The sequence below is a fragment of the Pseudomonas parafulva genome, assembly GCF_002021815.1.
Lineage (GTDB): Bacteria > Pseudomonadota > Gammaproteobacteria > Pseudomonadales > Pseudomonadaceae > Aquipseudomonas > Aquipseudomonas parafulva_B.
In genome coordinates, this window is record NZ_CP019952.1 from 3094299 (window position 1) to 3120782 (window position 26484).

Genomic DNA, 26484 nt, shown 5'->3' on the forward strand with positions numbered 1-26484 from the left:
GATGCACATACCTACCTCTGCCTTATCCACCTATACCCCATATGGTCATAGCCTATGGAGCAAGAGCTCATTGGGCTTCAACGGCGAGTTCAGTGATCCGATTTCCCGCCTGTACCCTCTAGGCAAAGGCCACCGGCTCTACGACCCGACACTGATGAGGTTGCAGAGCCCTGACCACTGGAGTCCATTTGCTCAGGGTGGGCTCAATCCATACGCCTACTGCCAGAACGATCCGGTGAACATGGCCGACCCGTCGGGTCGAGCGCCCGTGACGTTCAGCGCAATCAAGAAGTGGTGGAGGTCAAATCATGAGCTCGCGGCCGAAAGCTTGGGTCTTACCCGAAAGTCGATATCGCCAAACCCGCAGTCCATACCTAGCTTCAATGGGGGACGGGCCGTGATCCATGAATACACGAGGAAACTCTCAACCAGTACGCCTTTCATCCACAAGCTTGGCGTGGTCAACAGCAACCTGGCCAGCCACGGTGATAATTCCCTGAGCATCGAGCACGCGCAAGTCTATGTAGACATCGCCGATCGCACTAGACGCGCTAGCATTTCCAACACATCTGCGCATTTACTGGCCAGTCAGGAATGGATGAAGGAACGGGGAGCACCGCGCCTGGTCGGCACGAGTTTCAACCTGCTAGGTGCGTTGGCCGCAGGCGCAGAAGACCACGCATTGTTCAGGACCGGCAAGTCGCTGGCATATATGCAACAGAGCATTCGTACCGAAACCACCTAGGCTTAGGCGAAAAAAAGCCCGCCAGTGTGAGAGCGGGCCAAAGGACCTACGAAGATTCTTCTAGCGACCAACTAGCTTCCACGGTAGGTCGAATAACTGTACGGCGATATCAGCAGCGGCACATGGTAGTGCTCCTGCTGCGCATCGATGCCAAAGCGCAATACCACCACATCCAGAAACGGCTGCTCAGGCAGCGCCACGCCACGCCCACGGTAGTAGTCACCGGCATTGAACTGCAGCTGGTAAACACCCGAACGGTAGTCATCGCCTTGCAACAATGGCGCGTCGACGCGGCCATCGCTGTTGGTGAGCGCCGAGGTGACCAACGTCAACTGGCTGCCTTCGACACGGTACAACTCCACCTTGATTGCGCTGCCTGGGCAGCCATGGGCTGCGTCCAGTACGTGAGTGGTCAAACGTCCCATCTGCTTGTCGCCTCTTGTTTGCCAGGGGCAAGTACGCACGCCAGTGACCCGAAGCGGGGCAACGTGCGGCTTGAATTCGCATAATTAAGACATTCTCAAAAAAAATTGTACACAATTTTTTTGCTTGCCCAGCCAATTAGCCAACAGACCATGGCTTCAGCGGCAACAATGCAGGGCATAGCGTCTTCATCGCGCTTAGCTGACCAAGTGGGCAGGTTTCTTGCAAGGTATCCAGACACGACACCTGGGCAGAAATACGGAAATTCAGACTTACAAAAGAATTCATAAGTTGTATACAATCATCGCATCCGGTGGTGCGACACAGCGACGCGGCCCGCCACCCTGCCCACACGTACAAGAAGGAAGACTGCAGTGAGCGCTGACTACCCTCGCGACATGATCGGTTACGGCAATAACCCTCCTCACCCGCAATGGCCAGGCAACGCCCGCATTGCCCTGTCATTCGTGCTCAACTACGAAGAAGGCGGCGAGCGCAACATCCTGCACGGCGACAAGGAGTCCGAAGCCTTTCTCTCCGAGATGGTCGCTGCCCAGCCGTTGCAGGGCGTGCGCAACCAGAGCATGGAGTCGCTCTACGAATACGGCAGCCGCGCAGGCGTGTGGCGCCTGCTCAAACTGTTCAAAGACAGCGGCATTCCCTTGACCATCTTCGCCGTGGCCATGGCCGCCCAGCGCCACCCCGACGTGATCCGCGCCATGGTCCAGGCCGGCCATGAAATCTGCAGCCACGGCTACCGCTGGATCGACTACCAGTACATGGACGAGGCCCAGGAGCGCGAGCACATGCTCGAAGCCATCCGCATCCTCACCGAGATCACCGGCGAACGCCCGCTGGGCTGGTACACCGGCCGCACCGGCCCCAACACCCGCCGACTGGTCATGGAAGAAGGCGGCTTTCTCTACGACAGCGACACCTATGACGACGACTTGCCCTACTGGGAGCCGAACAACCCCACCGGCAAGCCGCACCTGGTCATTCCCTACACCCTGGACACCAATGACATGCGCTTCACCCAAGTGCAGGGCTTCAACTGTGGCGAGCAGTTCTATCAGTACCTCAAGGACGCTTTCGACGTGCTGTACGCCGAAGGCGCCGAGGCGCCGAAGATGCTCTCCATCGGCCTGCACTGCCGCCTGGTCGGTCGGCCGGCACGCCTGGCAGCGCTCAAGCGTTTTGTCGACTACGCCAAAAGCCACGAGCAGGTATGGTTCGCCCGCCGCGTCGACATCGCCCGCCACTGGCAAGCCACCCACCCGTACCAGAAAGGGGCCGTCTGATGACCACCTTCAAGACCCTCAAGCCGTCCACCCTTGACCGTGACGCGTTCGTCCATGCCTTCGCCGACATCTACGAGCACTCGCCGTGGGTCGCCGAGAAGGCCTACGACCTCGGTCAACTGGACGAACTGGACAACGTACAAACACTGCACCAGCGTATGAGCGACATCCTGCTGAGCGCACCCCAAGCCGACCAACTGGCCTTGATCAACGCTCACCCGGACTTGGCCGGCAAGGCTGCCGTGCAGGGTGAACTGACCGCCTCGAGCACCAACGAACAGGCCGGAGCCGGTATTCACCAATGCACCGCCGAGGAATTTGCGCGCTTCACCTCGCTCAACGAGGCGTACAAGGCCAAGTTCCAGTTCCCGTTCATCATGGCCGTCAAGGGCAGCGACCGGCACCAGATCCTGGCCTCGTTCGAACAGCGCATCCACAACGATGCCAAGGCCGAATTCGCCGAGGCGCTCAAGCAGATCAACCAGATCGCCCTGTTCCGCCTGCAACAGCTGTAAGCGACCGACGATTCTTAACAGAACAACGAACAATAGAAGAGATAACCGCATGCGCACCCTGATGATCGAGCCCCTGACCAAAGAAGCCTTCGCCCCTTTCGGTGACGTGATCGAAACCGACGGCAGCGACCACTTCATGATCAACAACGGCTCGACCATGCGCTTTCACAAGCTCGCCACGGTCGAGACCGCCGAGCCCGAAGACAAGGCGATCATCAGTATTTTCCGCGCCGACGCGTTGGAAATGCCGCTGACCGTGCGCATGCTCGAACGCCATCCGCTGGGCAGCCAGGCTTTCATTCCGCTGCTCGGCAACCCCTTTCTGATCGTGGTCGCGCCACTTGGCGATGCACCTGTATCAGGCTTGGTCCGCGCCTTCCGCAGCAACGGCAGGCAGGGCGTCAATTACCATCGCGGCGTCTGGCACCACCCGGTGCTGACGATCGAAAAGCGGGATGACTTCCTGGTGGTTGATCGCAGTGGTTCTGGCAACAACTGCGATGAGCATTACTTCAGCGAGGAACAGATGCTGATCCTCAACCCCCACCAATAAGAAAAGGTCGGTCATGCCAGGGCACTGCCCGCGCCTGTGACCGGCAAGAGGTACATACTGTGGAAGCACACCTTCACGAGTGGCTGAACCTGAGCATTCGCTGGGTTCACATGATCACCGGCGTGGCCTGGATCGGTGCATCGTTCTACTTTGTCTGGCTGGAAAACCACCTGAATCGAAGCAACCCGCGCGATGGGTTGTCAGGTGACCTCTGGGCCATCCATGGCGGTGGTATTTACCACCTGGAAAAATACAAGCTCGCCCCGCCGAAAATGCCCGAGAACCTGCACTGGTTCAAATGGGAAGCCTACTTCACCTGGATGTCCGGCATTGCCCTGCTGTGTGTGGTGTTCTACTGGAACCCCACCTTGTACCTGCTGGCACCGGGCAGCACCCTCAGCGGCGCCGAGGGCGTGGCGATCGGTATCGGGTCGCTGGTCGTGGGCTGGTTCGTCTACGACTTTCTCTGCGACTCGCCCCTGGGCAAGCGCCCTGCCCTGCTGGGTGCGGTGCTGTTCGTGCTGATCATTGCCGCCTGCTGGGGCTTCAGCCTGGTGTTCAGCGGCCGTGGGGCCTACCTGCACACGGGCGCGATCATCGGCACCATCATGGTCGGCAACGTGTTCCGCATCATCATGCCGGCCCAGCGCCAGCTGGTGGCTGCCATCGAGAACAACCAGACCCCGGACCCGGTGTTGCCGGCCAAGGGCCTGCTGCGTTCACGCCACAACAACTACTTCACGCTGCCGGTGCTGTTCATCATGATCAGCAACCACTTCCCCAGCACCTACGGCAGCCAGTACAACTGGCTGATCCTGGCGGGGATCGCAGTGGCGGCGGTGTTGATCCGTCACTACTTCAACACCCGCCACGACAGCAACAAGTACGCCTGGACGCTGCCGGTCGGCGCCCTGGCCATGATCTGCCTGGCCTATGTCACAGGTCCCAAGCCGATGCCGGTCAGCCCGGAACAGGCCGCTGCCAAGATCGAGTACCAGCCGTTGCCAGCCACGGCCGTGGGCGGCAAGACGGCGGCCGAACGCCGCGCCGAAGACGCGGCCAAGCCCGCCGAACCGGCAGTGCCGGCCGAGGCGACGGCGCAGGCCGGCGGTGACAGCTTCGAGAAGATCCACCACGTCATCCAGGAACGCTGCACCGTGTGCCACTCCTCCAAGCCGACCAGCCCACTGTTCAGTGCCGCCCCAGGTGGCGTGATGTTCGACACCCCGCAACAGATCCAGGCCCAGGCCGCGCGCATCCAAGCGCAAGCGGTTGCCAGCCAGATCATGCCGCTGGGCAACATCACCCAGATGACCACCGAAGAGCGCAAGCTGGTAGGCGACTGGATCGCCAAGGGCGCGCCTGTCAACTGACCGCAATTGGCTACACCGCATAACGTCGTACGCAAGCATCGAGCGCAGGCGCTGGCCCAGGCTTAAAGCAACGCGATCTTCAAGTCGAAGATCGCCGCTTGAACCTTGGGCTCGCCCGCCGCTTGGATCCGAGAATAAAAACAAAACTCGAGGTGCTGCATGTCCGAGTCATCCAAGGCGTCTATCCCGGTAGCGCCGCCGCGACAGCCCCTGCCCCTGTTCCAGCTCTTTCTGGTTGGCCTGCAACATGTGCTTCTGATGTACGGTGGCGCCATCGCGGTACCGCTGATCATCGGCCAGGCCGCAGGCCTGTCCCGCGAAGAAGTCGCCTTTCTGATCAACGCCGACCTGCTGGTCGCTGGGGTCGCCACCCTGGTGCAATCGCTGGGCATCGGCCCGGTGGGCATTCGCATGCCCGTGATGATGGGGGCCAGTTTTGCCGCCGTTGGCAGCATGGTGGCCATGGCCGGCATGCCCGGCGTGGGCCTGCAGGGTATCTTCGGGGCCACCATTGCCGCAGGCTTCTTCGGCATGCTGGTCGCGCCCTTCATGTCCAAGGTGGTGAGGTTTTTCCCGCCGCTGGTGACCGGCACGGTGATCACGTCCATCGGCCTGTCGCTGTTTCCCGTGGCGGTGAACTGGGCCGGAGGCGGCCAGCAAGCGACCACCTTCGGCTCACCGATCTACCTGCTGGTCGCCGGCCTGGTGCTGGCAGTGATTCTGTTGATCAACCGTTTCATGCGGGGCTTCTGGGTCAACGTGTCGGTGCTGGTGGGGATGGGCCTGGGTTACCTGCTGGCGGGATCGATCGGCATGGTCGACCTCTCGGGCCTGGGGGCCACGCCCTGGTTGCAGGTGGTCACCCCGCTGCACTTTGGCATGCCCACCTTCAGCCTGGCCCCGATCCTGTCGATGTGCCTGGTGGTGGTGATCATCTTCGTCGAGTCCACCGGCATGTTCCTGGCCTTGGGCAAGGTCACCGACCGCGAAGTCACCCCAGGCATGCTGCGCCGCGGGCTGCTGTGCGACGCTGGCGCTTCCTTCATCGCAGGTTTTTTCAACACCTTCACCCATTCCTCGTTCGCCCAGAACATCGGCCTGGTGCAGATGACCGGCGTACGCTGCCGTTTCGTCACGGTGGTGGCCGGCGGCTTGCTGGTGGTGCTCAGCTTGCTCCCCAAGGCGGCCTACCTGATCGCCTCGATTCCGCCAGCGGTGCTCGGCGGCGCGTCCATTGCCATGTTCGGCATGGTCACTGCCACTGGCATCAAGATCCTCCAGGAAGCGGACATCGGGGATCGGCGCAACCAGTTGCTGGTGGCGGTCAGCGTCGGTTTCGGCCTGATCCCGGTGGTACGGCCGGAATTCTTCGCTCAGATGCCCCAGTGGATGGAGCCCATCACCCATAGCGGCATCGCCATGGCCACGGTCAGTGCACTGGTGCTCAACGTGCTGTTCAACATTCTCGGCGGCGCGGACCGCGCGGCGCACAACGCGCCCTGCCACCCCCACTGAGCCAACGGGCGGCGCCCTGCCCGCCCGTGCTTTACGCCTGAATCACTGCTGTGCCGTCGGCCCACCCCGCGTGGGCCGCCCGGGGCGCGCACGCGCCTGACAACCCACAAGAACAACATCCGGGAGCTGTCACATGAACCACATCCCCACAGCCTTGTTGCTGGGCACCAGCCTGCTGGCCAGCGTACCGAGCCAGGCCGGCCAATGGCTGCAATGGCACGGCGAGAGCCTGACCTACCTGTACGGCAAGGATTTCAAGATCAACCCTGGCATCCAGCAGACGCTCACGTTCGAGCACGCCAACAAGTGGAAATACGGCGACACCTTCCTGTTCGTCGACAAGATTTTCTACAACGGCAAGGCCGACCCCGGCAAAGGGGTGACCACCTACTACGGCGAGTTCAGCCCTCGTTTCTCGCTGGGCAAGATCCTCGACCGCAAGCTCGCGTTCGGCCCGGTCAAGGACGTGCTGCTGGCCATGACCTACGAGCGTGGCGAAGGTGACAATCAAGCCTACCTGATCGGCCCAGGCTTTGACCTCGACGTGCCAGGCTTCAACTATTTCGTGCTCAATTTCTACGTGCGCAATACCGAAGGCAGCCGCCCCGGCGACAACGTATGGCAGATCACACCCGCCTGGTCCTACACGGTGCCACTGGGCAAGTCCGACATTCTGATAGACGGCTATATGGACTGGGTGACTGACAACGACCAGAACCGACGGGGCACCTACCACGCCAACCTGCACTTCAACCCGCAGGTGAAATACGACCTGGGCAAGGCGCTGAGCCTGGGCAACAAGCAGCTGTACGTGGGCTTGGAGTACAGCTACTGGAAGGACAAATACGGCATCGACAGCCGGGGCGCCCTGGACAGCAATCAGAGCGTGGCCAGTGCCTTGATCAAGGTACACTTCTGACAACCTGACCACATGCACAGGTTTGCTCCACCATGCTCCACGACGGAGCACTTGAGGCCAGGCGCGCAAGCCAGTAATCTGCGCGCCCCCTCGATCAGGGCAGAACGGATTCTGCCTGCGTTTACTGACCGCTCAGTCAATGAATTCGGGCGGTTGGCCAACGTGTTGCCAGCCTGAAAGACCCTTTTCATCCGTTCAGAACGACGTCGAGCAGGACGGTTTCGCCAACCGGGAGAAAGTTGGCTCAACCCTTGCCAGACAGCTGTGGCCCATCGAAAAAAGCTGACTAAAAAGACAGAAAAAGCGCCAACACCGAGCGCTGACAACAGATCAACCAAGGGAGCGACATCCGCAATGCGTACCATCAACAGCCTGATCCTCGCCGGCGGCCTGCTGGCCTGTGGCACCACCTTCGCCGGCGATCTGCTGCAGTGGCAGAGCAACAGCCTGACCTACCTGTGGGGCAAGAACTTCAAGGTCAACCCGTCGACCCAACAGACCCTGACCTTCGAGCACGCCGACGGCTGGAAGTACGGCGATAACTTCCTGTTCGTCGACAAGATCTTCTACCAAGGCCAGAAGGACGCCGGCAACGGTCCCAACACCTACTACGGCGAAATCAGCCCGCGCCTGTCTTTCAACAAGATCTTCGACCAGAAGCTGTCCTTCGGCCCGGTCAAGGACGTGCTGCTGGCCATGACCTATGAGTTTGGCGAGGGCGACACGGAAGCCTACCTGATCGGCCCCGGCTTCGACCTGGACATCCCAGGCTTTGACTACTTCCAGCTGAACTTCTACCAGCGCACCACCGATGGCAGCCGCCCTGGCGACAATGTCTGGCAGATCACCCCGGTGTGGGCCTACACCATCCCGGTCGGCTCCTCCGACGTGTTGATCGATGGCTTCATGGACTGGGTGGTGGACAACGATGAAAACCGCCGTGGCACCTACCACGCCAACCTGCACTTCAACCCGCAGATCAAGTATGACCTGGGCAAAGCCATGCACCTGGGCGAGAAGCAGCTGTACGTGGGTGTTGAGTACGACTATTGGAAGAACAAGTACGGCATCAAGGACTCCGGCGCCTTCACCACCGACCAGAACACCATGAGCTTCCTGGTCAAGGTGCTGTTCTGATCACGGCATGATCGCGGGGCCGCGAGCCGGCCCCTTTGCCGAGGCGTCGTCGCTCAACCGGTCGCGCGTGCGCGAACCCAAGAGAATCCGCCGACTACCAGTGCCGTCAGGCCTCCGGCGACAGCCCCGACAACCCCGAACACGACGTGCTTGGCAACCGCTTCCCAGCTTCCGCTGTGCGCAACCCAGCCTTCGATGACATGCTCCAGGGGTGCAATGCCTTCGGCAATGAATGTCCCGCCGACCAAGAACATCGCGACCGTTCCGATCCAGGACAGCGCCTTCATCAGGAAAGGCGCGGCCGACACCAGCACTTCACCCAACTTTCTGACCGCACGGCCCCACATACCCTGGGCCTTGGATTTCGCCAAGGCGAAGCCTGCGTCGTCCAGCCGCACAATGCCAGCGACCAGCCCATAGACGCCCATCGTCATGACCAGGGCGATCAGAACCAAGGTCAGGATCTGCTGGTACAGCGCAGCCTCAGCCACCACGTTGAGGGTGATGACGATGATCTCCGCGCTCAAAATGAAGTCGGTCTTGATCGCCCCTTTGATCTTGCGTTGCTCATACGCGGCCAGTTCCTCGGGGGTTTTGGGAAGCGCCTTTTTTCCTTGCGCCTTGGCGCCATGCTCGCTGCGAGAAAACTTGTCCTTGATCGCCTCGAAGCCCTCGTAGCACAGATACAGGCCGCCGGCCATGAGCAGCCATTTGACCGCTGCCGGCAGCACTGCACTGAGGATCAGGGCGCAGGGCACCAGGATGGCCTTGTTCTTTAGAGAGCCCTTGAATACCGCCCATACCACCGGCAGTTCGCGATCGGCCTTCATGCCCGTCACTTGCTCGGCGTTAACGGCCAAGTCATCGCTCAGCACGCTGGCCGACTTCTTGGCCGCGACCTTGGTCATCAACGAGATGTCATCCAACAGGGCCGCGATGTCATCCAACAACGCAAAAAAACTGCTGCCAGCCATTCCATTCACCCTTAGTAGACGCTTGCGATTTCATCATCCTGAAACGCCTGAATAGCCAGACGTGCTCCCAGGGCAATCACGATGGCATACAGACCGGCCGGTGGCTGAACAGTTCTGCCGGGCGTGTGTGCGGTGGCCTGCGGCAGCAGAGGAGGTTCAGGGCAGCGTCAGGCACGGGGCAGCGCGCATGACGATTCGTTCATGGACGCAAACGAACAGCCGTGGCCAAGCGCCTGTCTCTATCTCATCGATCACGTCCTTTCATTCGCACTAGGAGTATTCATGGCAAAGCTCAACATGGCCCAGCAGTTGGCCTCGACCCTCGAACAGGCCGGTATCAAACGGATCTGGGGCCTGACCGGCGACAGCCTCAATGGCCTGACCGACGCCCTGCGCAGCATGGACAGCATCGAATGGATGCACGTGCGCCATGAGGAAGTCGCCGCCTTCGCCGCCGGTGCCGAGGCGGCGGTCACCGGTGAGTTGACGGTGTGCGCTGGCAGTTGCGGGCCGGGCAACCTGCACTTGATCAATGGCCTGTTCGACTGCCATCGCAACCGGGTGCCCGTGCTGGCCATCGCCGCGCAGATCCCCTCCTCGGAGATTGGCCTGAACTACTTCCAGGAAACCCATCCGCAAGAACTGTTCAAGGAATGCAGCCATTTCATCGAACTGGTCAGCAACCCTGCGCAGATGCCGCAGGTGCTGCACCGGGCCATGCGCTCGGCCATCCTCAATCGCGGTGTGGCGGTGGTGGTGATTCCCGGGGACGTATCGCTGCTAGAGGTCGAGCAGAAACCGGCGGCCTGGCCTTCCCTGCAGCAGCCACGCATCCTGCCTACGGAAGTCGATCTGCAGCGCCTGACCGAGTTGTTGCAGGACAGCCACAAGGTGACCCTGCTGTGCGGCAGCGGCTGCGCCGGTGCGCATGACCAAGTCGTGGCCCTGGCCGATGCACTCGGCGCACCGGTGGTCCATGCGTTGCGCGGCAAGGAGCATGTGGAATGGGACAACCCCTTCGATGTCGGCATGACGGGCTTGATCGGCTTCAGTTCCGGTTACCACGCGATGCTCGGCTGCGACACGCTGGTGATGCTGGGCACCGACTTCCCCTACCGGCAGTTTTTCCCAAACGACGCCAAGATCGTGCAGGTCGACCGTGATCCGCAAGCGCTGGGACGACGCGCCACGTTATCGCTGGGCATCGCTGCCGATGTCGGCGAAACCCTCAACGCCTTGCTGCCACGCCTGACGCGCAAGACCGATCGGCGCTTCCTGGATGATGCACTCAACGCCTACAGCAAGGCGCGGCAGGGGCTGGACGATCTGGCGGTACCCTCCAAGGGTGACCGGCCGATTCACCCACAATACGTCACGCGCCTGCTCAGCGAACTGGCCAGCGAAGACGCGATCTTCACCGCCGACGTCGGTTCGCCCACGGTCTGGGCGGCGCGTTACCTGAAGATGAATGGCCAGCGTCGCCTGGTCGGCTCGTTCAACCACGGCTCGATGGCCAACGCCATGCCACAGGCCATGGGCGCACAGGCGGCCTTCCCGGGGCGCCAGGTGATCTCGATGAGTGGCGACGGTGGGTTCAGCATGCTGATGGGTGACTTCATCTCGCTCGCCCAGCTCAAGCTGCCCGTGAAGGTGGTGGTGTTCAATAACGCGTCACTGGGCTTCGTCGCCATGGAAATGAAGGCTGCCGGTTACCTGGATACCGGCACCGACCTGCACAACCCCGACTTCGCCGCCATGTCCAATGCCATGGGCATTCTGGGCATTCGCGTCGAGCGCTCCGAAGACCTGGAGCAGGCCCTGCGCCGTGCTCTGGACCACGACGGCCCCGTACTGGTCGATGTGGTCACCGCCACGCAAGAGCTGGTCATGCCGCCGGCGATCAAGCTGGAGCAGGCCAAGGGCTTTAGCCTGTACATGCTCAAGGCAGTGATGAGCGGGCGCGGCGACGAAGTGCTGGACCTGGCGAAGACCAACCTGCTGCGCTAGCGCCCACGCGCGCGACTGGATGCAAAGGCCCTGCCCAAAGCCGCTGCCTTGAGCCGCCCTTGGGCACGGTGCTACCATGCCGGCTGCCTCCTAGGCTCTGTGTGAAAAGTCTTGAGACGAAGGTCAGGCAAGGCGAAAACAGCCGAGGAAGCGGAGTTTACGGGTTGTAAATGAGCATTCCGAGGCTGTTTTCAACGCAGCATCACCGAGTATCAAGGCTTTTCACACAGAGCCTAGAGGTGGCCTGACACGAGGAAAATCCCTGACCATGAGCACCATTCGCGAGCGCAACAAGGAATTGATCCTGCGCGCGGCCAGCGAGGAATTCGCCGACAAGGGCTTCGCAGCCACCAAAACCAGCGATATTGCCGCCAAGGCTGGCCTGCCCAAACCCAACGTCTACTACTACTTCAAGTCCAAAGACAACCTGTACCGCGAGGTGCTGGAAAGCATCATCGCGCCGATCATGCAGGCCTCCACCCCGTTCAACGCCGATGGCGATCCTCGCGAGGTGCTGAGCGCATACATTCGCTCCAAGATCCGCATCTCCCGCGACCTGCCCCATGCGTCGAAGGTGTTCGCCAGCGAAATCATGCACGGCGCCCCGCATTTGTCGCCCAGCCAGGTCGAACAGCTCAACGAGCAGGCGCGGCACAACATCGAGTGCATCCAGCACTGGATAGACCGCGGCCAGATCGCCCACGTCGATGCGCATCACCTGATGTTCAGCATCTGGGCGGCAACCCAGACGTACGCTGATTTCGACTGGCAGATCTCGGCAGTGACCGGCAAGGCCAAGCTGGCCGACAGCGACTACGACGCGGCGGCCGAAACCATCATCCGCATGGTGCTCAAAGGCTGCGAACCCGAGCCGGCCTGAGCAGTACCGCCTTGCCGTTTGCCCTGCCCCGTCCCAGGTCCTCTGGGGGCTGGGGCATCGAGCAACGGCAGTTGATGCGGGTCAGGCCACCGCGCCCGCATCGGCGCGCAGCCCCAGCGCCTCGATGGCACTGATCGCACACTGCTCGTCGATATCCGATGTGTCCCCGCTGATCCCCACCGCCCCCAGCACCCGCCCATCCTGATCACGCACCAGCACACCGCCTGGCGCCGGCACGACCGCCCGTTCGCCCAACCCGTTGAGCGCGGCGAAGAAGGCCGGCCGTTGCTGCGCATCCAGCGCCAGCAGACGCGAGCCCTTGCCCAGTGCTATCGCACCCCAGGCTTTGCCCGTGGCGACCTCGGGTCGGATCAGGCTCGCCCCGTCTTCACGCTGCAAGGCAAGCAAGTGCCCACCGGCATCGAGCACCGCCACCGTCAGCGGCGCCGCCTGGATGGTACGCCCGGCAGCCAATGCGGCGTTTACCAGGCTCAGCGCCAGGTTCAGGTTCAAAGCATTCATGGGAAGGTCCTCTTTTTATTGTGAGAAGCCCTGAGGGCAGTTGAAAACCGATACCGCAATAGAACACAACCGAAAATATTTTTGTATACAATATTTAGATTCAATCGTATTCGATAGCGCAAGCACCCTATTTCACGGCCGCATCGACTTGCCCGATCAAAACCCATTGACCGGATCACCTGAGCATGAATACACTGAATCGCAACGCAGGTTGTATACAATTACAAAATCGATGAGGCACAAATCATGAGCAAAATGAGAGCAATCGATGCAGCCGTACTGGTCATGCGCCGTGAAGGCGTGGTGACTGCGTTCGGCATCCCAGGGGCTGCCATCAACCCGTTGTATTCAGCCCTGAAGAAAGTGGGTGGCATCGATCACGTCCTCGCTCGCCACGTCGAAGGCGCCTCGCACATGGCAGAGGGCTACACCCGTGCCAACCCCGGCAACATCGGTGTGTGCATCGGCACCTCCGGCCCGGCGGGCACGGACATGGTCACCGGCCTTTACAGCGCCAGTGCCGACTCCATTCCGATCCTGTGCATCACTGGCCAGGCGCCACGCTCCCGCCTGCATAAGGAGGACTTCCAGGCCGTGGACATCACCAGCATTGTCAAGCCCGTCACCAAGTGGGCAACCACCGTGCTGGAGCCTGGCCAGGTGCCGTATGCGTTCCAGAAAGCGTTCTTCGAAATGCGCAGCGGCCGGCCCGGCCCGGTACTGATCGACCTGCCATTCGACGTGCAGATGGCTGAAATCGAGTTCGACATCGACGCCTATGAACCGCTGCCCGTGCACAAGCCTTCCGCCACGCGCGTCCAGGCGGAAAAGGCCCTTGCCATGCTCAACGAGGCCGAACGGCCCTTGCTGGTGGCAGGCGGCGGCATCATCAACGCCGACGCCAGCGACAAACTGGTCGAATTCGCCGAATTGACCGGTGTGCCAGTGATCCCGACGCTCATGGGCTGGGGCACCATCCCGGATGACCACCCGCTGATGGTCGGGATGGTCGGCCTGCAAACCTCCCACCGCTATGGCAACGCCACCCTGCTCAAGTCCGACCTGGTACTGGGCATCGGCAACCGCTGGGCCAACCGCCACACCGGTTCCGTGGACGTGTACACCGAAGGCCGTAAATTCGTGCATGTGGATATCGAGCCGACCCAAATCGGTCGCGTGTTCACCCCAGACCTGGGGATCGTTTCCGATGCCGGCAAGGCCCTGGAGGTGTTCCTGGAAGTCGCCAGGGAATGGCAGGCCGCTGGCAAACTCAAGTGCCGCCAGGCCTGGCTTGAAGACTGCCAGCAGCGCAAGGCCAGCCTGCAGCGCAAGACCCATTTCGACAACGTGCCGGTCAAGCCCCAGCGCGTGTACCAAGAGATGAACCAGGTGTTCGGCAAGGACACCTGCTATGTCAGCACCATTGGTCTGTCGCAGATCGCCGGTGCGCAGTTCCTGCACGTGTACAAGCCACGGCACTGGATCAACTGCGGCCAGGCCGGCCCACTGGGCTGGACCATCCCTGCGGCACTGGGTGTTGTCAAGGCCGACCCCACGCGCCAGGTCGTGGCCTTGTCGGGCGACTACGACTTCCAGTTCATGATCGAAGAACTGGCCGTCGGGGCGCAGTTCAACCTGCCCTACGTCCACGTGCTGGTGAACAACGCCTATCTGGGGCTGATTCGCCAGGCCCAGCGTGGTTTCGACATGGACTACTGTGTACAACTGGCGTTCGAGAACATCAACGCCACCGACGCTGCCAGCTATGGCGTCGATCACGTCGCCGTGGTCGAAGGCCTGGGCTGCAAGGCCCTGCGGGTATTCGAGCCGGCCGACATCGCCCCTGCCCTGCTAAAAGCACGGCAAATGGCCGAGCAGTTCCGCGTGCCGGTCGTGGTCGAGATCATTCTTGAACGGGTTACCAACATTTCCATGGGCACCGAGATCAACGCGGTCAACGAGTTCGAAGACCTCGCCCTGGTCGGCAACGATGCGCCGACCGCCATCTCGCTGCTGGACTGATCGCCTGACGCCCCGGCTGGCCCGGGGCTCTCAACGCAAGGAGACAACCATGCCTCGCTTCGCTGCCAACCTGTCCATGCTGTTCACCGAGCAGGACTTCCTGGCCCGCTTCAAGGCCGCCGCCGACGCCGGTTTCAGTGGTGTCGAATACCTGTTCCCCTACGATTTCAGCGCTGCCGAAATCCAGGCGCAGCTCAAGGCTCACAGCCTGACCCAGGTGCTGTTCAATCTTCCCGCGGGGGATTGGTCCAAGGGTGAGCGTGGCATCACCTGCCACCCCGATCGCGTCGAAGAATTCCGTGCAGGTGTCGACAAGGCCATCGAGTACGCCAAGGTGCTGGGCAACACCCAGGTCAACGCCCTGGCTGGGATTCGCCCAGACGGCCCGGACTGCGCCACCGTGCGCAAGACCTTCGTGGAAAACCTGCGCTATGCCGCCGACAAGCTCCAGGCCGCCGGTATTCGCCTGGTCATGGAAATGATCAACACCCGCGACATTCCGGGCTTCTACCTCAACACCACCGAGCAGGCATTGGCCATTCAGGCCGAAGTGGGCAGCGACAACCTGTTCCTGCAATACGACATCTACCACATGCAGATCATGGAAGGTGACCTGGCGCGCACCATGGAAACCAATCTGCAGTCGATCAACCACATCCAGCTGGCCGACAACCCGGGCCGTCACGAGCCGGGTACTGGCGAGATCAACTACCGCTTCCTGTTCGAGCACCTGGACCGCATCGGCTACCAGGGCTGGGTGGGCGCGGAATACAAGCCCAAGACCACCACCGAAGCGGGCTTGGGCTGGCTGAAAACGCACAACGCGATCTGAATCCCACCGGGAACGCGAACAACGATAAAAGAGGTAATTTCTGATGGCTAAAATCGGTTTCATCGGCACCGGCATCATGGGCAAGCCCATGGCCCAGAACCTGCAAAAAGCAGGGCACAGCCTGTTCGTCTCCACCCACCACGATGCAGCTCCAGCCGACCTGATCGCCGACGGCGCCGTGGCCCTGGCCAACCCCAAGGAGGTGGCCCAGGAAGCCGAGTTCATCATCGTCATGGTCCCGGACACCCCACAGGTCGACAGCGTACTGTTCGGGGACAACGGCGTTGCCCAGGGCGTGGGCCCGAACAAGGTGGTGATCGACATGAGTTCGATTTCCCCTACTGCCACCAAAGCCTTTGCCGAGAAGATCAACGCCACCGGCGCTACCTACCTTGATGCCCCGGTGTCCGGGGGTGAAGTGGGCGCCAAGGCCGCGACCCTGAGCATCATGGTCGGCGGCTGCCCAAAAGCCTTCGAGCGCGCCCTGCCGCTGTTCCAGAGCATGGGCAAGAACATCACCCTGGTAGGCGGCAATGGTGACGGTCAGACCGCGAAGGTGGCCAACCAGATCATCGTCGCCCTGAACATCCAGGCCGTCAGCGAGGCGTTGCTGTTTGCCGCGAAGAACGGCGCCGACCCGGCCAAGGTGCGCGAGGCACTGATGGGCGGCTTCGCATCGTCGAAAATTCTGGAAGTGCACGCCGAGCGCATGATCAAAGGCACCTTCGACCCAGGCTTCCGCATCAACCTGCACCAGAAGGACCTTAACCTGGCCCTGCAAGGCGCCAAGGAACTGGGCATCAACCTGCCTAACACTTCCAATGCCCAGCAAGTGTTCAACACCTGCCAGGCCCTGGGTGGCGGCAACTGGGACCACTCGGCGCTGATCAAGGGCCTGGAGCACATGGCCAATTTCTCGATCCGCGACGACCGCTGATCCGAGCGCAGGGCCTGCCTTGCAGCCCTGCTGCCGGTAACCCGGCACACCTGTTACGCCCCTTGGCTGAGCACAGCCAGGGGTGAACCCGAGCAACACCGCCCCTGGTTCGGCCTGCACGGAGGCTGTTCCAGGGGCGTTCTCGATTGTGCAGAACAACAATAAAGGGAGCCTGCCATGTCGGTCGATCCACACAAACTGCTGCGTGAGCTGTTCGACACAGCCATCGCCGCGGCCCATCCCAGCCACGTGCTCGAACCCTACCTGCCCGCCGACCGCAGCGGTCGGGTGATCGTCATCGGCGCAGGCAAGGCGGCCGCCGCCATGGCCGAGGTGGTTGAGAAGCACTGGCAAGGCGAGGTCAGCGGCCTGGTCGTGACCCGCTACGGCCATGGTGCCAACTGCCAACACATCGAAGTGGTCGAAGCCGCCCACCCGGTGCCTGATGCGGCCGGCCTGGCGGTTGCCAGGCGCGTGCTGGAACTGGTCGGCAACCTCAGCGAGCAGGATCGGGTGATATTCCTGCTGTCCGGCGGCGGCTCTGCCTTGCTGGCGCTGCCCGCCGCCAACCTGACCCTGGCGGACAAACAGCACATCAACAAGGCCCTGCTCAAATCCGGCGCCACCATCGGCGAGATGAACTGCGTGCGTAAGCACCTCTCGGCGATCAAGGGTGGGCGCCTGGCCAAGGCCTGCTGGCCGGCCACGGTCTACACCTACGCGATCTCGGACGTGCCGGGCGATCTGGCCACGGTCATCGCTTCAGGCCCCACCGTGGCCGACCCGAGCACCTCGGCCGAGGCACTGGCGATCCTCAAGCGCTACGCCATTGACGCTCCACAGGCCGTCATCGACTGGCTCAACGACCCGGCCTCGGAAACCCTCAAGGCTGGCGACCCAGCCCTGGCCCGCAGCCATTTCCAGCTGATCGCCAAGCCTCAACAGTCGCTCGAAGCTGCGGCGGTCAAGGCGCGCCAGGCAGGTTTCAGCCCGTTGATATTGGGCGACCTGGAAGGTGAGTCACGGGAAGTGGCCAAGGTGCATGCAGGCATTGCCCGACAGATCGTTCAGCATGGCCAGCCGCTCAAGGCCCCTTGCGTGATTCTGTCCGGCGGCGAGACCACTGTCACCGTGCGCGGTAATGGCCGCGGCGGGCGCAATGCGGAATTTCTGCTCAGCCTCACCGAAAGTCTCAAGGGCCTGCCGGGCGTCTACGCACTGGCAGGCGACACCGACGGCATCGACGGCTCGGAAGAAAACGCCGGCGCTGTCATGACGCCTAACAGCTACGCACGCGCCCAAGCGTTGGGCCTGTCGGCCAGCGACGAGCTGGACGACAACAACGGCTACGGCTACTTCGCCGCACTCGATGCGCTGATCGTCACCGAACCCACGCGCACCAACGTCAATGACTTTCGCGCCATCCTGATTCTCGAGACCGACCCCTCATGACGCCTGACAAGAAAGTGAAAATCCTCGCCACCCTGGGCCCGGCTACGGGTGGCATCGACGATGTGCGGCAACTGGTGGAAGCAGGCGTGAACATTTTTCGCCTCAACTTCAGCCATGGCGAGCATGCCGACCATGCGCTGCGCTATCAGTGGATCCGCGAGGTGGAGCAGCAGCTGCACTACCCGCTAGGCATCCTCATGGACCTGCAAGGGCCGAAGCTGCGTGTGGGCCGTTTCGCTGAAGGCAAGGTGCAGTTGCAACGCGGTCAGGCCCTGCGCCTGGACCTGGACGAGGCCCCTGGCGACAGCCGCCGGGTCAACCTGCCACACCCTGAAATCATCGCAGCCCTTGAGCCCGGCATGGACCTGCTGCTGGACGACGGCAAGCTGCGCCTGCAGGTGACCGCCAAACACAGCGATGCGATCGACACCGAAGTGCTGAACGGTGGCGAGCTGTCCGACCGCAAGGGCGTCAACGTGCCGCAAGCGGTGCTCGACCTCTCCCCGCTCACCGAAAAAGACCGCCGCGACCTGGCTTTCGGCCTGGAGCTGGGTGTGGACTGGGTGGCCCTGTCGTTTGTACAGCGCCCCGAGGACATCCTTGAAGCGCGCCAGCTGATTGGTGACCGCGCCTTCCTGATGGCCAAGATCGAGAAACCTTCGGCGGTCGAACAACTGCCAGCCATTGCCGAACTGGCGGACGCGATCATGGTGGCCCGTGGCGACCTGGGCGTGGAAGTGCCGGCCGAGAGCGTGCCGCAGATTCAGAAGCGCATCATCGGCACCTGCCGGCAGCTGGGTAAACCGGTGGTAGTGGCTACGCAGATGCTCGAATCGATGCGTTTCTCGCCAGCACCGACTCGTGCCGAAGTCACCGACGTGGCCAACGCCGTGGCCGAAGGTGCGGACGCTGTGATGTTGTCGGCGGAGACGGCCTCGGGTGACTACCCGCTCGAAGCCGTGCAGATGATGAGCAAGATTATCCGCCAGGTGGAGAACGGCCCGGACTACCAGGCCCAGCTCGACGTTGGCCGGCCGAAGGCCGAGGCCACCGTATCGGACGCCATCAGCTGCGCCATCCGTCGCATCAGCGGCATCCTGCCGGTGGCGGTGCTGGTCAACTACAGCGAGTCGGGCGCCTCGACCCTGCGTACTGCGCGCGAGCGCCCACGGGCACCGATCCTCAACCTGACGCCGAACCTGAACACCGCTCGCCGCCTTAGCGTGGCCTGGGGCGTGCATTCGGTAGTGAATGACCGCCTGCGCCAGGTGGACGAAGTGGTTTCCACTGCGCTGGAAATTGCCCAGGCCCAAGGCATGGCTAACCGTGGCGACACGCTTCTGATCACTGCCGGTGTGCCTTTCGGCAAGCCAGGCTCGACCAACACGCTGCGCATCGAGACGTTGAACTGAGATCCCCGGGGGCGCCCTGCGCCCCAGTCGCGGGCCAAGCCCACTCCCACAGGATGCGCGCCGCTCCATGGCACAGCGCAGACCTTGTGGGAACGGGCTTGCACCGGGAATGGAGGGCGGAGCCCTCCCCGAACACCGATGTACCAGACCTGCGGTCAATCGAGGCCCAAAGAGGCCCACCGCCCTCCCATCCACCTCACTGACTGCCCTATGTACACCAAAAATTTCGTAAACCCGTGCCCCGACTGGGCCACGGCGCTGCTAAACGGCTTCAGCCAGGTGCTGTTGCTGCGTAACCCCTTGTGCGGGCTATGCTGCCTGCTGGCGATCTTGTTGACCGCACCGGCGCTGCTGGGCGGCGCGCTGCTTGGCGCGCTGGCAGGCCTGCTGACGGCACAGGCCCGCGGCTACGACCGCGCCGATCGACAGGCTGGGCTGTACAGCTACAACGGCGTGCTCATCGGTTTGTTGATCAGCGCTGTGCTGCCTTGGTCGATCATCCAGCCACCGCTGGTAATCGCTGCCGCCGGCCTGTCCAGCATCATCACCCACCAATGGCGCAAGCGGGGGGGCAAGCTGCTGGTCGCCTACACGGCGCCCTTCGTACTGCTGGGCTGGGGCACGTTGCTATTCGTGCAGACGGCTAGCGCACCCGTGGTGGTCGAGGCCGACCTGGCGAGTGCCCTGGCAAGAGGGGTCGGGCAGATTTTCCTGCTCGATCAACCCCTGGCCGGGCTGCTGATCATCGTCGGCCTATTGATCGCCAACCCGTATGCCTGTCTCTGGGCGGTCATAGGCTCTGCCGCGGGTGCAGGCCTGGCACTGCTCGTGGGTGATGCGCAGTCAGCATGGATGGGGCTGTATGGATTCAACGCGGCCCTGGCAGCCCTGGCCTTCAGCCGACAAGGGGAAAAACCCTGGGTCACGCTGTTGGCCATTGGCCTGGCGCTGGCGTTGCAGCCGCTTTTGAGCAGGCTGCCGGTCCCGGCGCTCACGGCACCCTTCGTCGCCGCCTGCTGGCTCATCCACTTCGGTCGTCACCTGAAGCTTGGCAAACGCCAGACCCCGGGGCGCTTGCATAGCTGAAAGGCACCCCATAGGCTCAGCCGACTTCACGATGGACAGAGCCAATGAACAAACCTGCAAGCCTGCGCGAGCGGCTTTACGTGATCGTCTTCCAGAGCGATACCGTGGCCGGAAGACGCTTCGACAAGACCCTGTTGCTGATCATCCTGGCCAGCCTGGTCACGGTCATCCTGGACAGCATCGACGAGGTGCATCGCGGGTACGGGGGCCTGCTGGCCGCGATCGAATGGGGCTTTACCGCCATTTTCCTGTGCGAATACCTGACACGGTTGTACTGCTCGCCCCGGCCCTTGCGCTACGCATTCAGCTTCTACGGCCTGGTGGATCTGCTGGCGATCGTGCCGGGCATCATCGCGCTGTACTACAGCGACGCGCAGTACCTGCTGATCGTGAGGGTCATCCGCATGTTGCGGATCTTCCGTGTGCTCAAGCTCAGCCCGTACCTCAAGCAGGCCAATTACCTGCTCGATGCCCTGCGCGGCAGCAAGCAGAAGATCATCGTGTTTCTGGTCAGCGTCTCGACGCTGGTTACCGTGTTCGGCACCCTCATGTATGTGATCGAAGGCCCGGAACATGGCTTCACGAGCATTCCCAAGGGGATCTACTGGGCCATCGTCACGCTGACCACGGTCGGGTTCGGCGATATCGTGCCCAGAACGCCATTGGGCCAGGTGCTCTCTTCACTGGTGATGATCATCGGCTATTCGATCATCGCGGTGCCGACCGGGATCTTTACGGCCGAGCTCGCCAATGCCATGCGTGGAGAACAACTGCAGCACGCCTGCCCGACCTGCAGCAAGAAATCCCATGAAAGTGGCGCGGCGTTTTGTGCCCGGTGTGGCAATGCGTTGTTCCCGAAATCCGGTTGACTAAGGCGCCCCTGACGATCTGAAGGGCTCGCTCACCTTGACGGCTGAGCGAGTCATTAAGTGGGCAAAGCCCCTGGACAACTGCCAGAACCGCCAATCGGCCAGCGCATATAAGCAAAGACGCATTGATTCTTTAATACCTGAAGAACAAGACGCTATAGTCGCTGGCACATTGCCCAACATTCATACCCATAAGGAATGCGTCGTGAAAAAGTTCTTCACCGTCTCGCTGGCCGCCGCCAGCCTGGCCTTCGGCACCCTGGCCCACGCTGCCCCGACCTTGCTGAACGTTTCCTACGACGTGATGCGTGACTTCTACAAGGATTACAACCCCGCCTTCCAGAAGCACTGGGAGGCCGAGCATAACGAGAAGGTCAATGTGCAGATGTCCTTCGGTGGCTCGAGCAAACAGGCGCGCGCGGTGATCGATGGCCTGCCGGCCGACGTGATCACCATGAACATGGCCACCGACATCAATGCCTTGGTCGACAACGGCAAATTGATCCCTGACAACTGGGTCACGCGCCTGCCGAACAACAGTGCACCGTTCACCTCTGCCACGGTGTTCATCGTCCGCAAAGGCAACCCCAAGGCATTGAAAGACTGGCCCGACCTGCTCAAGGATGGCGTACAGGTCATCGTACCCAACCCCAAGACCTCGGGTAACGGCCGCTACACCTACCTGTCGGCGTGGGGCTATGTGCTCAAGCAAGGCGGTGACGAGAACAAGGCGCGCGCGTTCGTCGGCAAGCTGTTCAAGCAGGCGCCGGTGCTCGACACCGGTGGTCGCGCCGCCACCACCACGTTCATGACCAACCAGATTGGCGATGTGCTGGTGACGTTCGAGAACGAAGCCGAAATGATCGCCCGCGAATTCGGTCGCGATCAGTTCGAGGTGGTTTACCCAAGCGTGTCGGCCGAAGCCGAGCCGCCGGTGAGCGTGGTCGATAAAGTCGTCGCCCGCAAAGGCACTCAGGCGGTGGCCGAGGAATACCTGAAATACCTGTGGTCCCCGGCCGCCCAGGAACTCGCCGCCCAGAACTACCTGCGCCCACGCGATGCGACTGTGTTGGCCAAGTACACCGACCGTTTCCCCAAGGTTGAATTCCTCTCGGTCGAGAAGACCTTTGGTGACTGGCGCACCGTGCAGAAAACGCATTTCAACGATGGGGGCGTGTTCGATCAGATTTATACCGGTCAGTGAAGCGGGCTGAGCTGGGTCAGCCGCGCACGCGCCTGGGGGCTTGAGCTTCGCCGCGTGGGCCCGCCCCATCAACCCAACCGAAACACCAACGCCTTCAATCCCCCAGCCGGATCCACATCCGGAAACTCGGGCGGGTTCTGCAGGCGTTCGACGAAGGCAAGGCCGGGCGCGTGCTCGGCCATGCCCTCGATCAAGAACTCAGGCCCGATGCCCGGGTCGTTCACACAGGCCAACACCGTCCCACCTTCATTCAACAGCTCAGGCAAGCGCCGCAGGATCTTCGCGTAGTCCTGGGTCAGCACGAAGCTACCGCGTTGGAAGGTAGGCGGATCGATGATGATCAGATCGTAAGGCCCGTATTTGCGCACCTTGCCCCACGACTTGAACAGCTCATGGCCCAGGTAGGCCACCCGGGACGGGTCGTGCTGGTTAAGGCGGTGGTTATCGCGCCCTCGGGACAGTGCCGATTTGGCCATGTCCAGGTTCACCACCTGCTCGGCGCCACCTGCAATCGCCGCCACCGAAAAACCACAGGTGTAGGCAAACAGGTTCAGCACGCGCTGCCCCTTGGCCTGGGCACGCACCCACTGGCGACCAAGGCGCATGTCCAGGAACAGGCCATTGTTCTGGCGTACCCCCAGGTCCAGCAGGTAGGTCAGACCGTCCTCGATCACTTCACGTTGCTGACACGGCTCGCCCACCAGCCATTGACCGGGGCTGTCGGGCAGGTAACGGTGTTGCAGCAGGATCGCCTGGCCTGTCCACTGCTCAAGGCGCGACAGCCGCAACAGCATCGCCTCAAGCGCTGCCAATTGTCCTTCCGGGGGCTCACGGAACAAGGCGACCGACAACACGCCTTGAAGCCAGTCCACCGTGATTTGCTCAAGACCAGGCCAGCAACGGCCACGACCGTGGAAAAGACGACGGGTTTCTTCAGGGGCGGGGTTCAGGGCGGCAAGCAGATGCTGCTCGAGGGCGGCAATCGGAGAGGTCATGTCAGGTCACATCGGTAAGCGGAGTCGTATTTTACATGGCAAGGCCACGAAGGAGCGCCATCTCGGATTGTCTATTTTTTGTACACACTAATGTCACCTTAAGTGCCATTTTTGTGTGCACTTGCACCGATTAAGCCCCGATGTGTTACATGAAGCGCTCATTGAATGCTGACTAACTGATCAACTAAGCCCATGAATTCAAACAATTATTGACTTTGTGGTCAGTTTAAAAACCTGATTTTTCAGATTGTTACCGCAATATACCCGCTTTCCGAATGAACACCTTGGTGGTCGCTTACTCAAGCTGGCATGGAAATGGCTTTACTGTGCTTGTGTTTTGTATACAAGTTTCAACGAACATAAATACACAAGAACCCGCGACGCCGATTGACCGTCGGCCGCCGCGCCCAGAACCCGAGATGCCAACGCTGCACCGACGAGATGGCGAGCCCGTGCGCTGCCCGCTCATCGCAGTCAACGTGCATCAGGAGCCCGCCGGAATGAGTAGCAGCCTCAACCTTGCCCCTGAACTATCCGTCGCCAGCACCCAGACCCACCCAACCCCGGCCGACACGATGCCGGACATGGCACTGAGCCCTCGCCTGCACAACCGGGACCTGGCCCCCACGCGCATCGCCGGACGCCGCTGGGGCCGTTACAGCATCTTCGCGCTGTGGACCAACGATGTGCACAACATCGCCAACTATTCATTTGCCATGGGTCTGTTCGCCCTGGGCCTGGGCGGCTGGCAGATATTGCTGTCGTTGGCCATTGGCGCGGCCCTGGTGTACTTCTTCATGAACCTGTCGGGCTACATGGGGCAGAAAACCGGCGTACCCTTCCCGGTCATCAGCCGCATCGCCTTCGGCATTCACGGCGCGCAGATCCCGGCGCTGATACGTGCGGTCATCGCCATCGCCTGGTTTGGCATCCAGACCTACCTGGCCTCGGTGGTCCTGCGCGTGCTGCTCAGCGCCATCTGGCCGCAAATGGCAGCCTATGACCACGACAGCATCCTTGGCCTTTCCAGCCTGGGCTGGGCCTGTTTCGTGGCCATCTGGCTGGTGCAGCTGGTGATCCTCGCCTACGGCATGGAGATGGTGCGTCGCTACGAAGCCTTCGCAGGCCCTGTCATCCTGGTAACGGTCGCGGCGCTGGCGGTATTCATGTACTTCAAGGCCGACACCCGCATCGCATGGTCGGTGGCAGAGCCCCTGAGTGGTTACGAGATGTGGCGCAACATTTTTGCCGGCGGTGCCTTGTGGCTGGCCATCTACGGCACGCTGGTGCTCAACTTCTGCGACTTCGCCCGCTCCTCGCCGTGCCGCAAGACCATTCGCGTCGGCAATTTCTGGGGCCTGCCGGTGAACATCCTGGTGTTTGCCGTGATCACCGTCGTGCTGTGCGGCGCTCAATTCAAGATCAACGGCCAGATCATCGATAGCCCCACCCAGATCGTGGCAGCCATTCCAAACACCACCTTCCTGGTGCTGGGCTGTCTGTCGTTCCTGATCGTCACGGTCGCGGTCAATATCATGGCCAACTTCGTGGCGCCGGCCTTCGTGCTCAGCAACCTGGCACCGCGTCACCTCAACTTCCGCCGCGCGGGGCTGATCAGCGCCACGCTGGCGGTGCTGATCCTGCCGTGGAACCTGTACAACAGCCCCTTGGTGATCGTCTACTTCCTCTCCGGCCTGGGTGCATTGCTGGGCCCGTTGTACGGGGTGATCATGTCCGACTACTGGCTGCTGCGCAAAGGCTGCATCAACGTCCCGCAGCTCTACAGCGAAGACCCGGCCGGCGCTTATCACTACACCAAGGGCATCAACCTGCGCGCGGTCGCGGCGTTCGTGCCGGCGGCCCTGCTGGCCATCGTGCTGGCCCTGGTCCCCAACTTCCACAGCGTCGCGCCGTTCTCGTGGCTGATCGGGGCTGGCATCGCCGCCGCCCTGTACCTGTTGATCGCGCCGCGCAACCGTCATTACCACGACGTCAGCGGCGAATGCATCGCCGTCGACCACAGCAGCCACTGAATAAGGAGGACTGCGCATGCGAATCCTGATTGCCAACGTCAACACCACCGAAGCCATCACCGAGGCCATCGCCGAGCAGGCCCGCGCCGTGGCGGCGCCGGGCACCGAGATCATCGGCCTGACGCCGTGGTTCGGCGCAGAATCGGTGGAGGGCAACTTCGAGAGTTACCTGGCCGCCATCGCCGTGATGGATCGGGTACTGGCCTATGAGGGCCCCTATGATGCCGTGATCCAGGCCGGTTATGGCGAGCACGGCCGTGAAGGCTTGCAGGAGCTGCTGAACGTGCCGGTGGTGGACATCACCGACGCCGCCGCCAGTACCGCCATGTACCTGGGCCACGCTTACTCCGTGGTCACCACCCTGGACCGTACCGTGCCCTTGATCGAGGACCGCCTCAAACTTTCCGGGCTCTACGATCGGTGCGCCTCGGTACGCGCCAGCGGCCTGGCGGTGCTGGAGCTCGAGGCCGATCCGCAGCGCGCCGTCGAGGCCATCGTCGAGCAGGCCGAACGGGCCGTACGCGATGACAAGGCCGAGGTCATCTGCCTGGGATGCGGAGGCATGGCCGGGCTGGACGAGCAGATCCGCCAACGCACCGGGGTACCGGTGGTCGATGGGGTCAGCGCGGCGGTGACCATCGCCGAGTCGCTGGTGCGCCTGGGTCTGAGTACGTCCAAGGTCCGCACCTACGCGACCCCTCGGGCAAAGAAGGTCATAGGCTGGCCGATGCGCCTGGGCCGCTAGGGCACCACGGCGCAACCTGCGCGGGATCGGCAA

At 62.0% G+C, this 26484-nt stretch carries 24 protein-coding genes; 20 read left to right on the top strand and 4 right to left on the bottom strand.

From position 1 onward, the window contains the following. Nucleotide 1: 1 nt before the first annotated feature. Entirely contained in the window at nucleotides 2-745 is a 744-nt protein-coding gene (locus tag B2J77_RS13760; RefSeq protein WP_078478861.1) for an RHS repeat-associated core domain-containing protein, read from the top strand. Between the two features lie 71 nt (nucleotides 746-816). Here B2J77_RS13760 and uraH read toward each other — a convergent pair whose 3' ends face one another. Further along, nucleotides 817-1170 carry a hydroxyisourate hydrolase gene (gene uraH, locus B2J77_RS13765; protein WP_058604793.1) on the bottom strand — a complete coding sequence of 118 codons (354 nt, stop codon included), beginning with the start codon at nucleotides 1168-1170 and terminating at the stop codon, nucleotides 817-819. Between the two features lie 372 nt (nucleotides 1171-1542). Here uraH and puuE point away from each other — a divergent pair, with 372 nt between their 5' ends. From puuE to B2J77_RS13800, 7 genes are all read left to right on the top strand, one after another. Then, a complete protein-coding gene (gene puuE, locus B2J77_RS13770) occupies nucleotides 1543-2469 on the top strand; it encodes an allantoinase PuuE (protein ID WP_058604792.1) in 927 nt (308 codons plus the stop codon). After that, nucleotides 2469-2984 carry a 2-oxo-4-hydroxy-4-carboxy-5-ureidoimidazoline decarboxylase gene (uraD, locus tag B2J77_RS13775; RefSeq protein WP_058638547.1) on the top strand — a complete coding sequence of 172 codons (516 nt, stop codon included), beginning with the start codon at nucleotides 2469-2471 and terminating at the stop codon, nucleotides 2982-2984. The genes puuE and uraD overlap by 1 nt, the downstream gene beginning before the upstream one ends. A gap of 49 nt (nucleotides 2985-3033) precedes the next feature. Beyond that, nucleotides 3034-3537: an ureidoglycolate lyase gene (locus B2J77_RS13780; RefSeq protein ID WP_023535901.1), complete on the top strand. Its 504-nt coding sequence runs from the start codon at nucleotides 3034-3036 to the stop codon at nucleotides 3535-3537. A gap of 59 nt (nucleotides 3538-3596) precedes the next feature. Next, the gene (locus B2J77_RS13785; protein ID WP_027915998.1) at nucleotides 3597-4910 is read left to right on the top strand and encodes a urate hydroxylase PuuD; all 1314 of its coding nucleotides are present in this window, start codon (nucleotides 3597-3599) and stop codon (nucleotides 4908-4910) included. A gap of 159 nt (nucleotides 4911-5069) precedes the next feature. Further along, nucleotides 5070-6425: a nucleobase:cation symporter-2 family protein gene (locus B2J77_RS13790; RefSeq protein WP_023535929.1), complete on the top strand. Its 1356-nt coding sequence runs from the start codon at nucleotides 5070-5072 to the stop codon at nucleotides 6423-6425. Between the two features lie 133 nt (nucleotides 6426-6558). Continuing rightward, the gene (locus tag B2J77_RS13795; RefSeq protein WP_078478862.1) at nucleotides 6559-7344 is read left to right on the top strand and encodes an outer membrane protein OmpK; all 786 of its coding nucleotides are present in this window, start codon (nucleotides 6559-6561) and stop codon (nucleotides 7342-7344) included. Nucleotides 7345-7698: 354 nt separating this feature from the next. Next, entirely contained in the window at nucleotides 7699-8481 is a 783-nt protein-coding gene (locus B2J77_RS13800) for an outer membrane protein OmpK (protein WP_023535873.1), read from the top strand. A gap of 53 nt (nucleotides 8482-8534) precedes the next feature. Here the strand turns inward: B2J77_RS13800 and B2J77_RS13805 are convergent, their stop codons facing one another. Then, complete coding sequence (locus tag B2J77_RS13805; RefSeq protein WP_078478863.1) at nucleotides 8535-9455, bottom strand: DUF808 domain-containing protein; 921 nt, start codon at nucleotides 9453-9455, stop codon at nucleotides 8535-8537. A gap of 282 nt (nucleotides 9456-9737) precedes the next feature. Between B2J77_RS13805 and poxB the strand changes: the two genes are divergently transcribed. Together poxB and B2J77_RS13815 are read left to right on the top strand one after the other, a co-directional pair. Beyond that, the gene (gene poxB, locus B2J77_RS13810; RefSeq protein WP_078478864.1) at nucleotides 9738-11462 is read left to right on the top strand and encodes a ubiquinone-dependent pyruvate dehydrogenase; all 1725 of its coding nucleotides are present in this window, start codon (nucleotides 9738-9740) and stop codon (nucleotides 11460-11462) included. A gap of 268 nt (nucleotides 11463-11730) precedes the next feature. After that, nucleotides 11731-12342 carry a TetR/AcrR family transcriptional regulator gene (locus B2J77_RS13815; RefSeq protein ID WP_078478865.1) on the top strand — a complete coding sequence of 204 codons (612 nt, stop codon included), beginning with the start codon at nucleotides 11731-11733 and terminating at the stop codon, nucleotides 12340-12342. Nucleotides 12343-12423: 81 nt separating this feature from the next. On the opposite strand, the gene B2J77_RS13820 is transcribed toward B2J77_RS13815, so the two are convergent. Continuing rightward, nucleotides 12424-12864 carry a GlcG/HbpS family heme-binding protein gene (locus B2J77_RS13820; protein ID WP_078478866.1) on the bottom strand — a complete coding sequence of 147 codons (441 nt, stop codon included), beginning with the start codon at nucleotides 12862-12864 and terminating at the stop codon, nucleotides 12424-12426. 246 nt (nucleotides 12865-13110) lie between these two features. On the opposite strand from B2J77_RS13820, the gene gcl reads away from it, so the two are divergent. From gcl to B2J77_RS13860, 8 genes are all read left to right on the top strand, one after another. Then, a complete protein-coding gene (gene gcl / locus B2J77_RS13825; protein WP_078478867.1) occupies nucleotides 13111-14886 on the top strand; it encodes a glyoxylate carboligase in 1776 nt (591 codons plus the stop codon). Nucleotides 14887-14935: 49 nt separating this feature from the next. Beyond that, nucleotides 14936-15718, top strand: coding sequence for a hydroxypyruvate isomerase (gene hyi / locus B2J77_RS13830; RefSeq protein WP_058639844.1), 783 nt, complete (start codon nucleotides 14936-14938; stop codon nucleotides 15716-15718). A gap of 43 nt (nucleotides 15719-15761) precedes the next feature. Beyond that, entirely contained in the window at nucleotides 15762-16655 is an 894-nt protein-coding gene (locus B2J77_RS13835) for a 2-hydroxy-3-oxopropionate reductase (RefSeq protein WP_058639843.1), read from the top strand. 177 nt (nucleotides 16656-16832) lie between these two features. Continuing rightward, nucleotides 16833-18107, top strand: coding sequence for a glycerate kinase type-2 family protein (locus B2J77_RS13840; protein ID WP_058639842.1), 1275 nt, complete (start codon nucleotides 16833-16835; stop codon nucleotides 18105-18107). Beyond that, complete coding sequence (gene pyk / locus B2J77_RS13845; RefSeq protein WP_058639841.1) at nucleotides 18104-19519, top strand: pyruvate kinase; 1416 nt, start codon at nucleotides 18104-18106, stop codon at nucleotides 19517-19519. The genes B2J77_RS13840 and pyk overlap by 4 nt, the downstream gene beginning before the upstream one ends. Nucleotides 19520-19729: 210 nt before the next feature. Continuing rightward, nucleotides 19730-20605, top strand: a complete 876-nt coding sequence (locus B2J77_RS13850) for an urea transporter (RefSeq protein ID WP_078478868.1) — start codon at nucleotides 19730-19732, stop codon at nucleotides 20603-20605. Between the two features lie 44 nt (nucleotides 20606-20649). Beyond that, on the top strand, nucleotides 20650-21474 hold the full coding sequence (locus B2J77_RS13855) for an ion transporter (protein WP_058605970.1): 825 nt from the start codon (nucleotides 20650-20652) through the stop codon (nucleotides 21472-21474). Between the two features lie 205 nt (nucleotides 21475-21679). Next, on the top strand, nucleotides 21680-22678 hold the full coding sequence (locus tag B2J77_RS13860) for a sulfate ABC transporter substrate-binding protein (RefSeq protein ID WP_058605969.1): 999 nt from the start codon (nucleotides 21680-21682) through the stop codon (nucleotides 22676-22678). 68 nt (nucleotides 22679-22746) lie between these two features. On the opposite strand, the gene B2J77_RS13865 is transcribed toward B2J77_RS13860, so the two are convergent. Continuing rightward, nucleotides 22747-23673 (bottom strand): class I SAM-dependent methyltransferase, encoded by a 927-nt coding sequence (locus B2J77_RS13865; RefSeq protein WP_078478869.1) that lies wholly within the window; start codon nucleotides 23671-23673, stop codon nucleotides 22747-22749. 500 nt (nucleotides 23674-24173) lie between these two features. Here B2J77_RS13865 and B2J77_RS13870 point away from each other — a divergent pair, with 500 nt between their 5' ends. Next, nucleotides 24174-25706: an NCS1 family nucleobase:cation symporter-1 gene (locus B2J77_RS13870; protein ID WP_058639838.1), complete on the top strand. Its 1533-nt coding sequence runs from the start codon at nucleotides 24174-24176 to the stop codon at nucleotides 25704-25706. Nucleotides 25707-25722: 16 nt separating this feature from the next. Further along, the gene (locus B2J77_RS13875) at nucleotides 25723-26451 is read left to right on the top strand and encodes an aspartate/glutamate racemase family protein (protein ID WP_058639837.1); all 729 of its coding nucleotides are present in this window, start codon (nucleotides 25723-25725) and stop codon (nucleotides 26449-26451) included. Nucleotides 26452-26484: the final 33 nt, after the last annotated feature.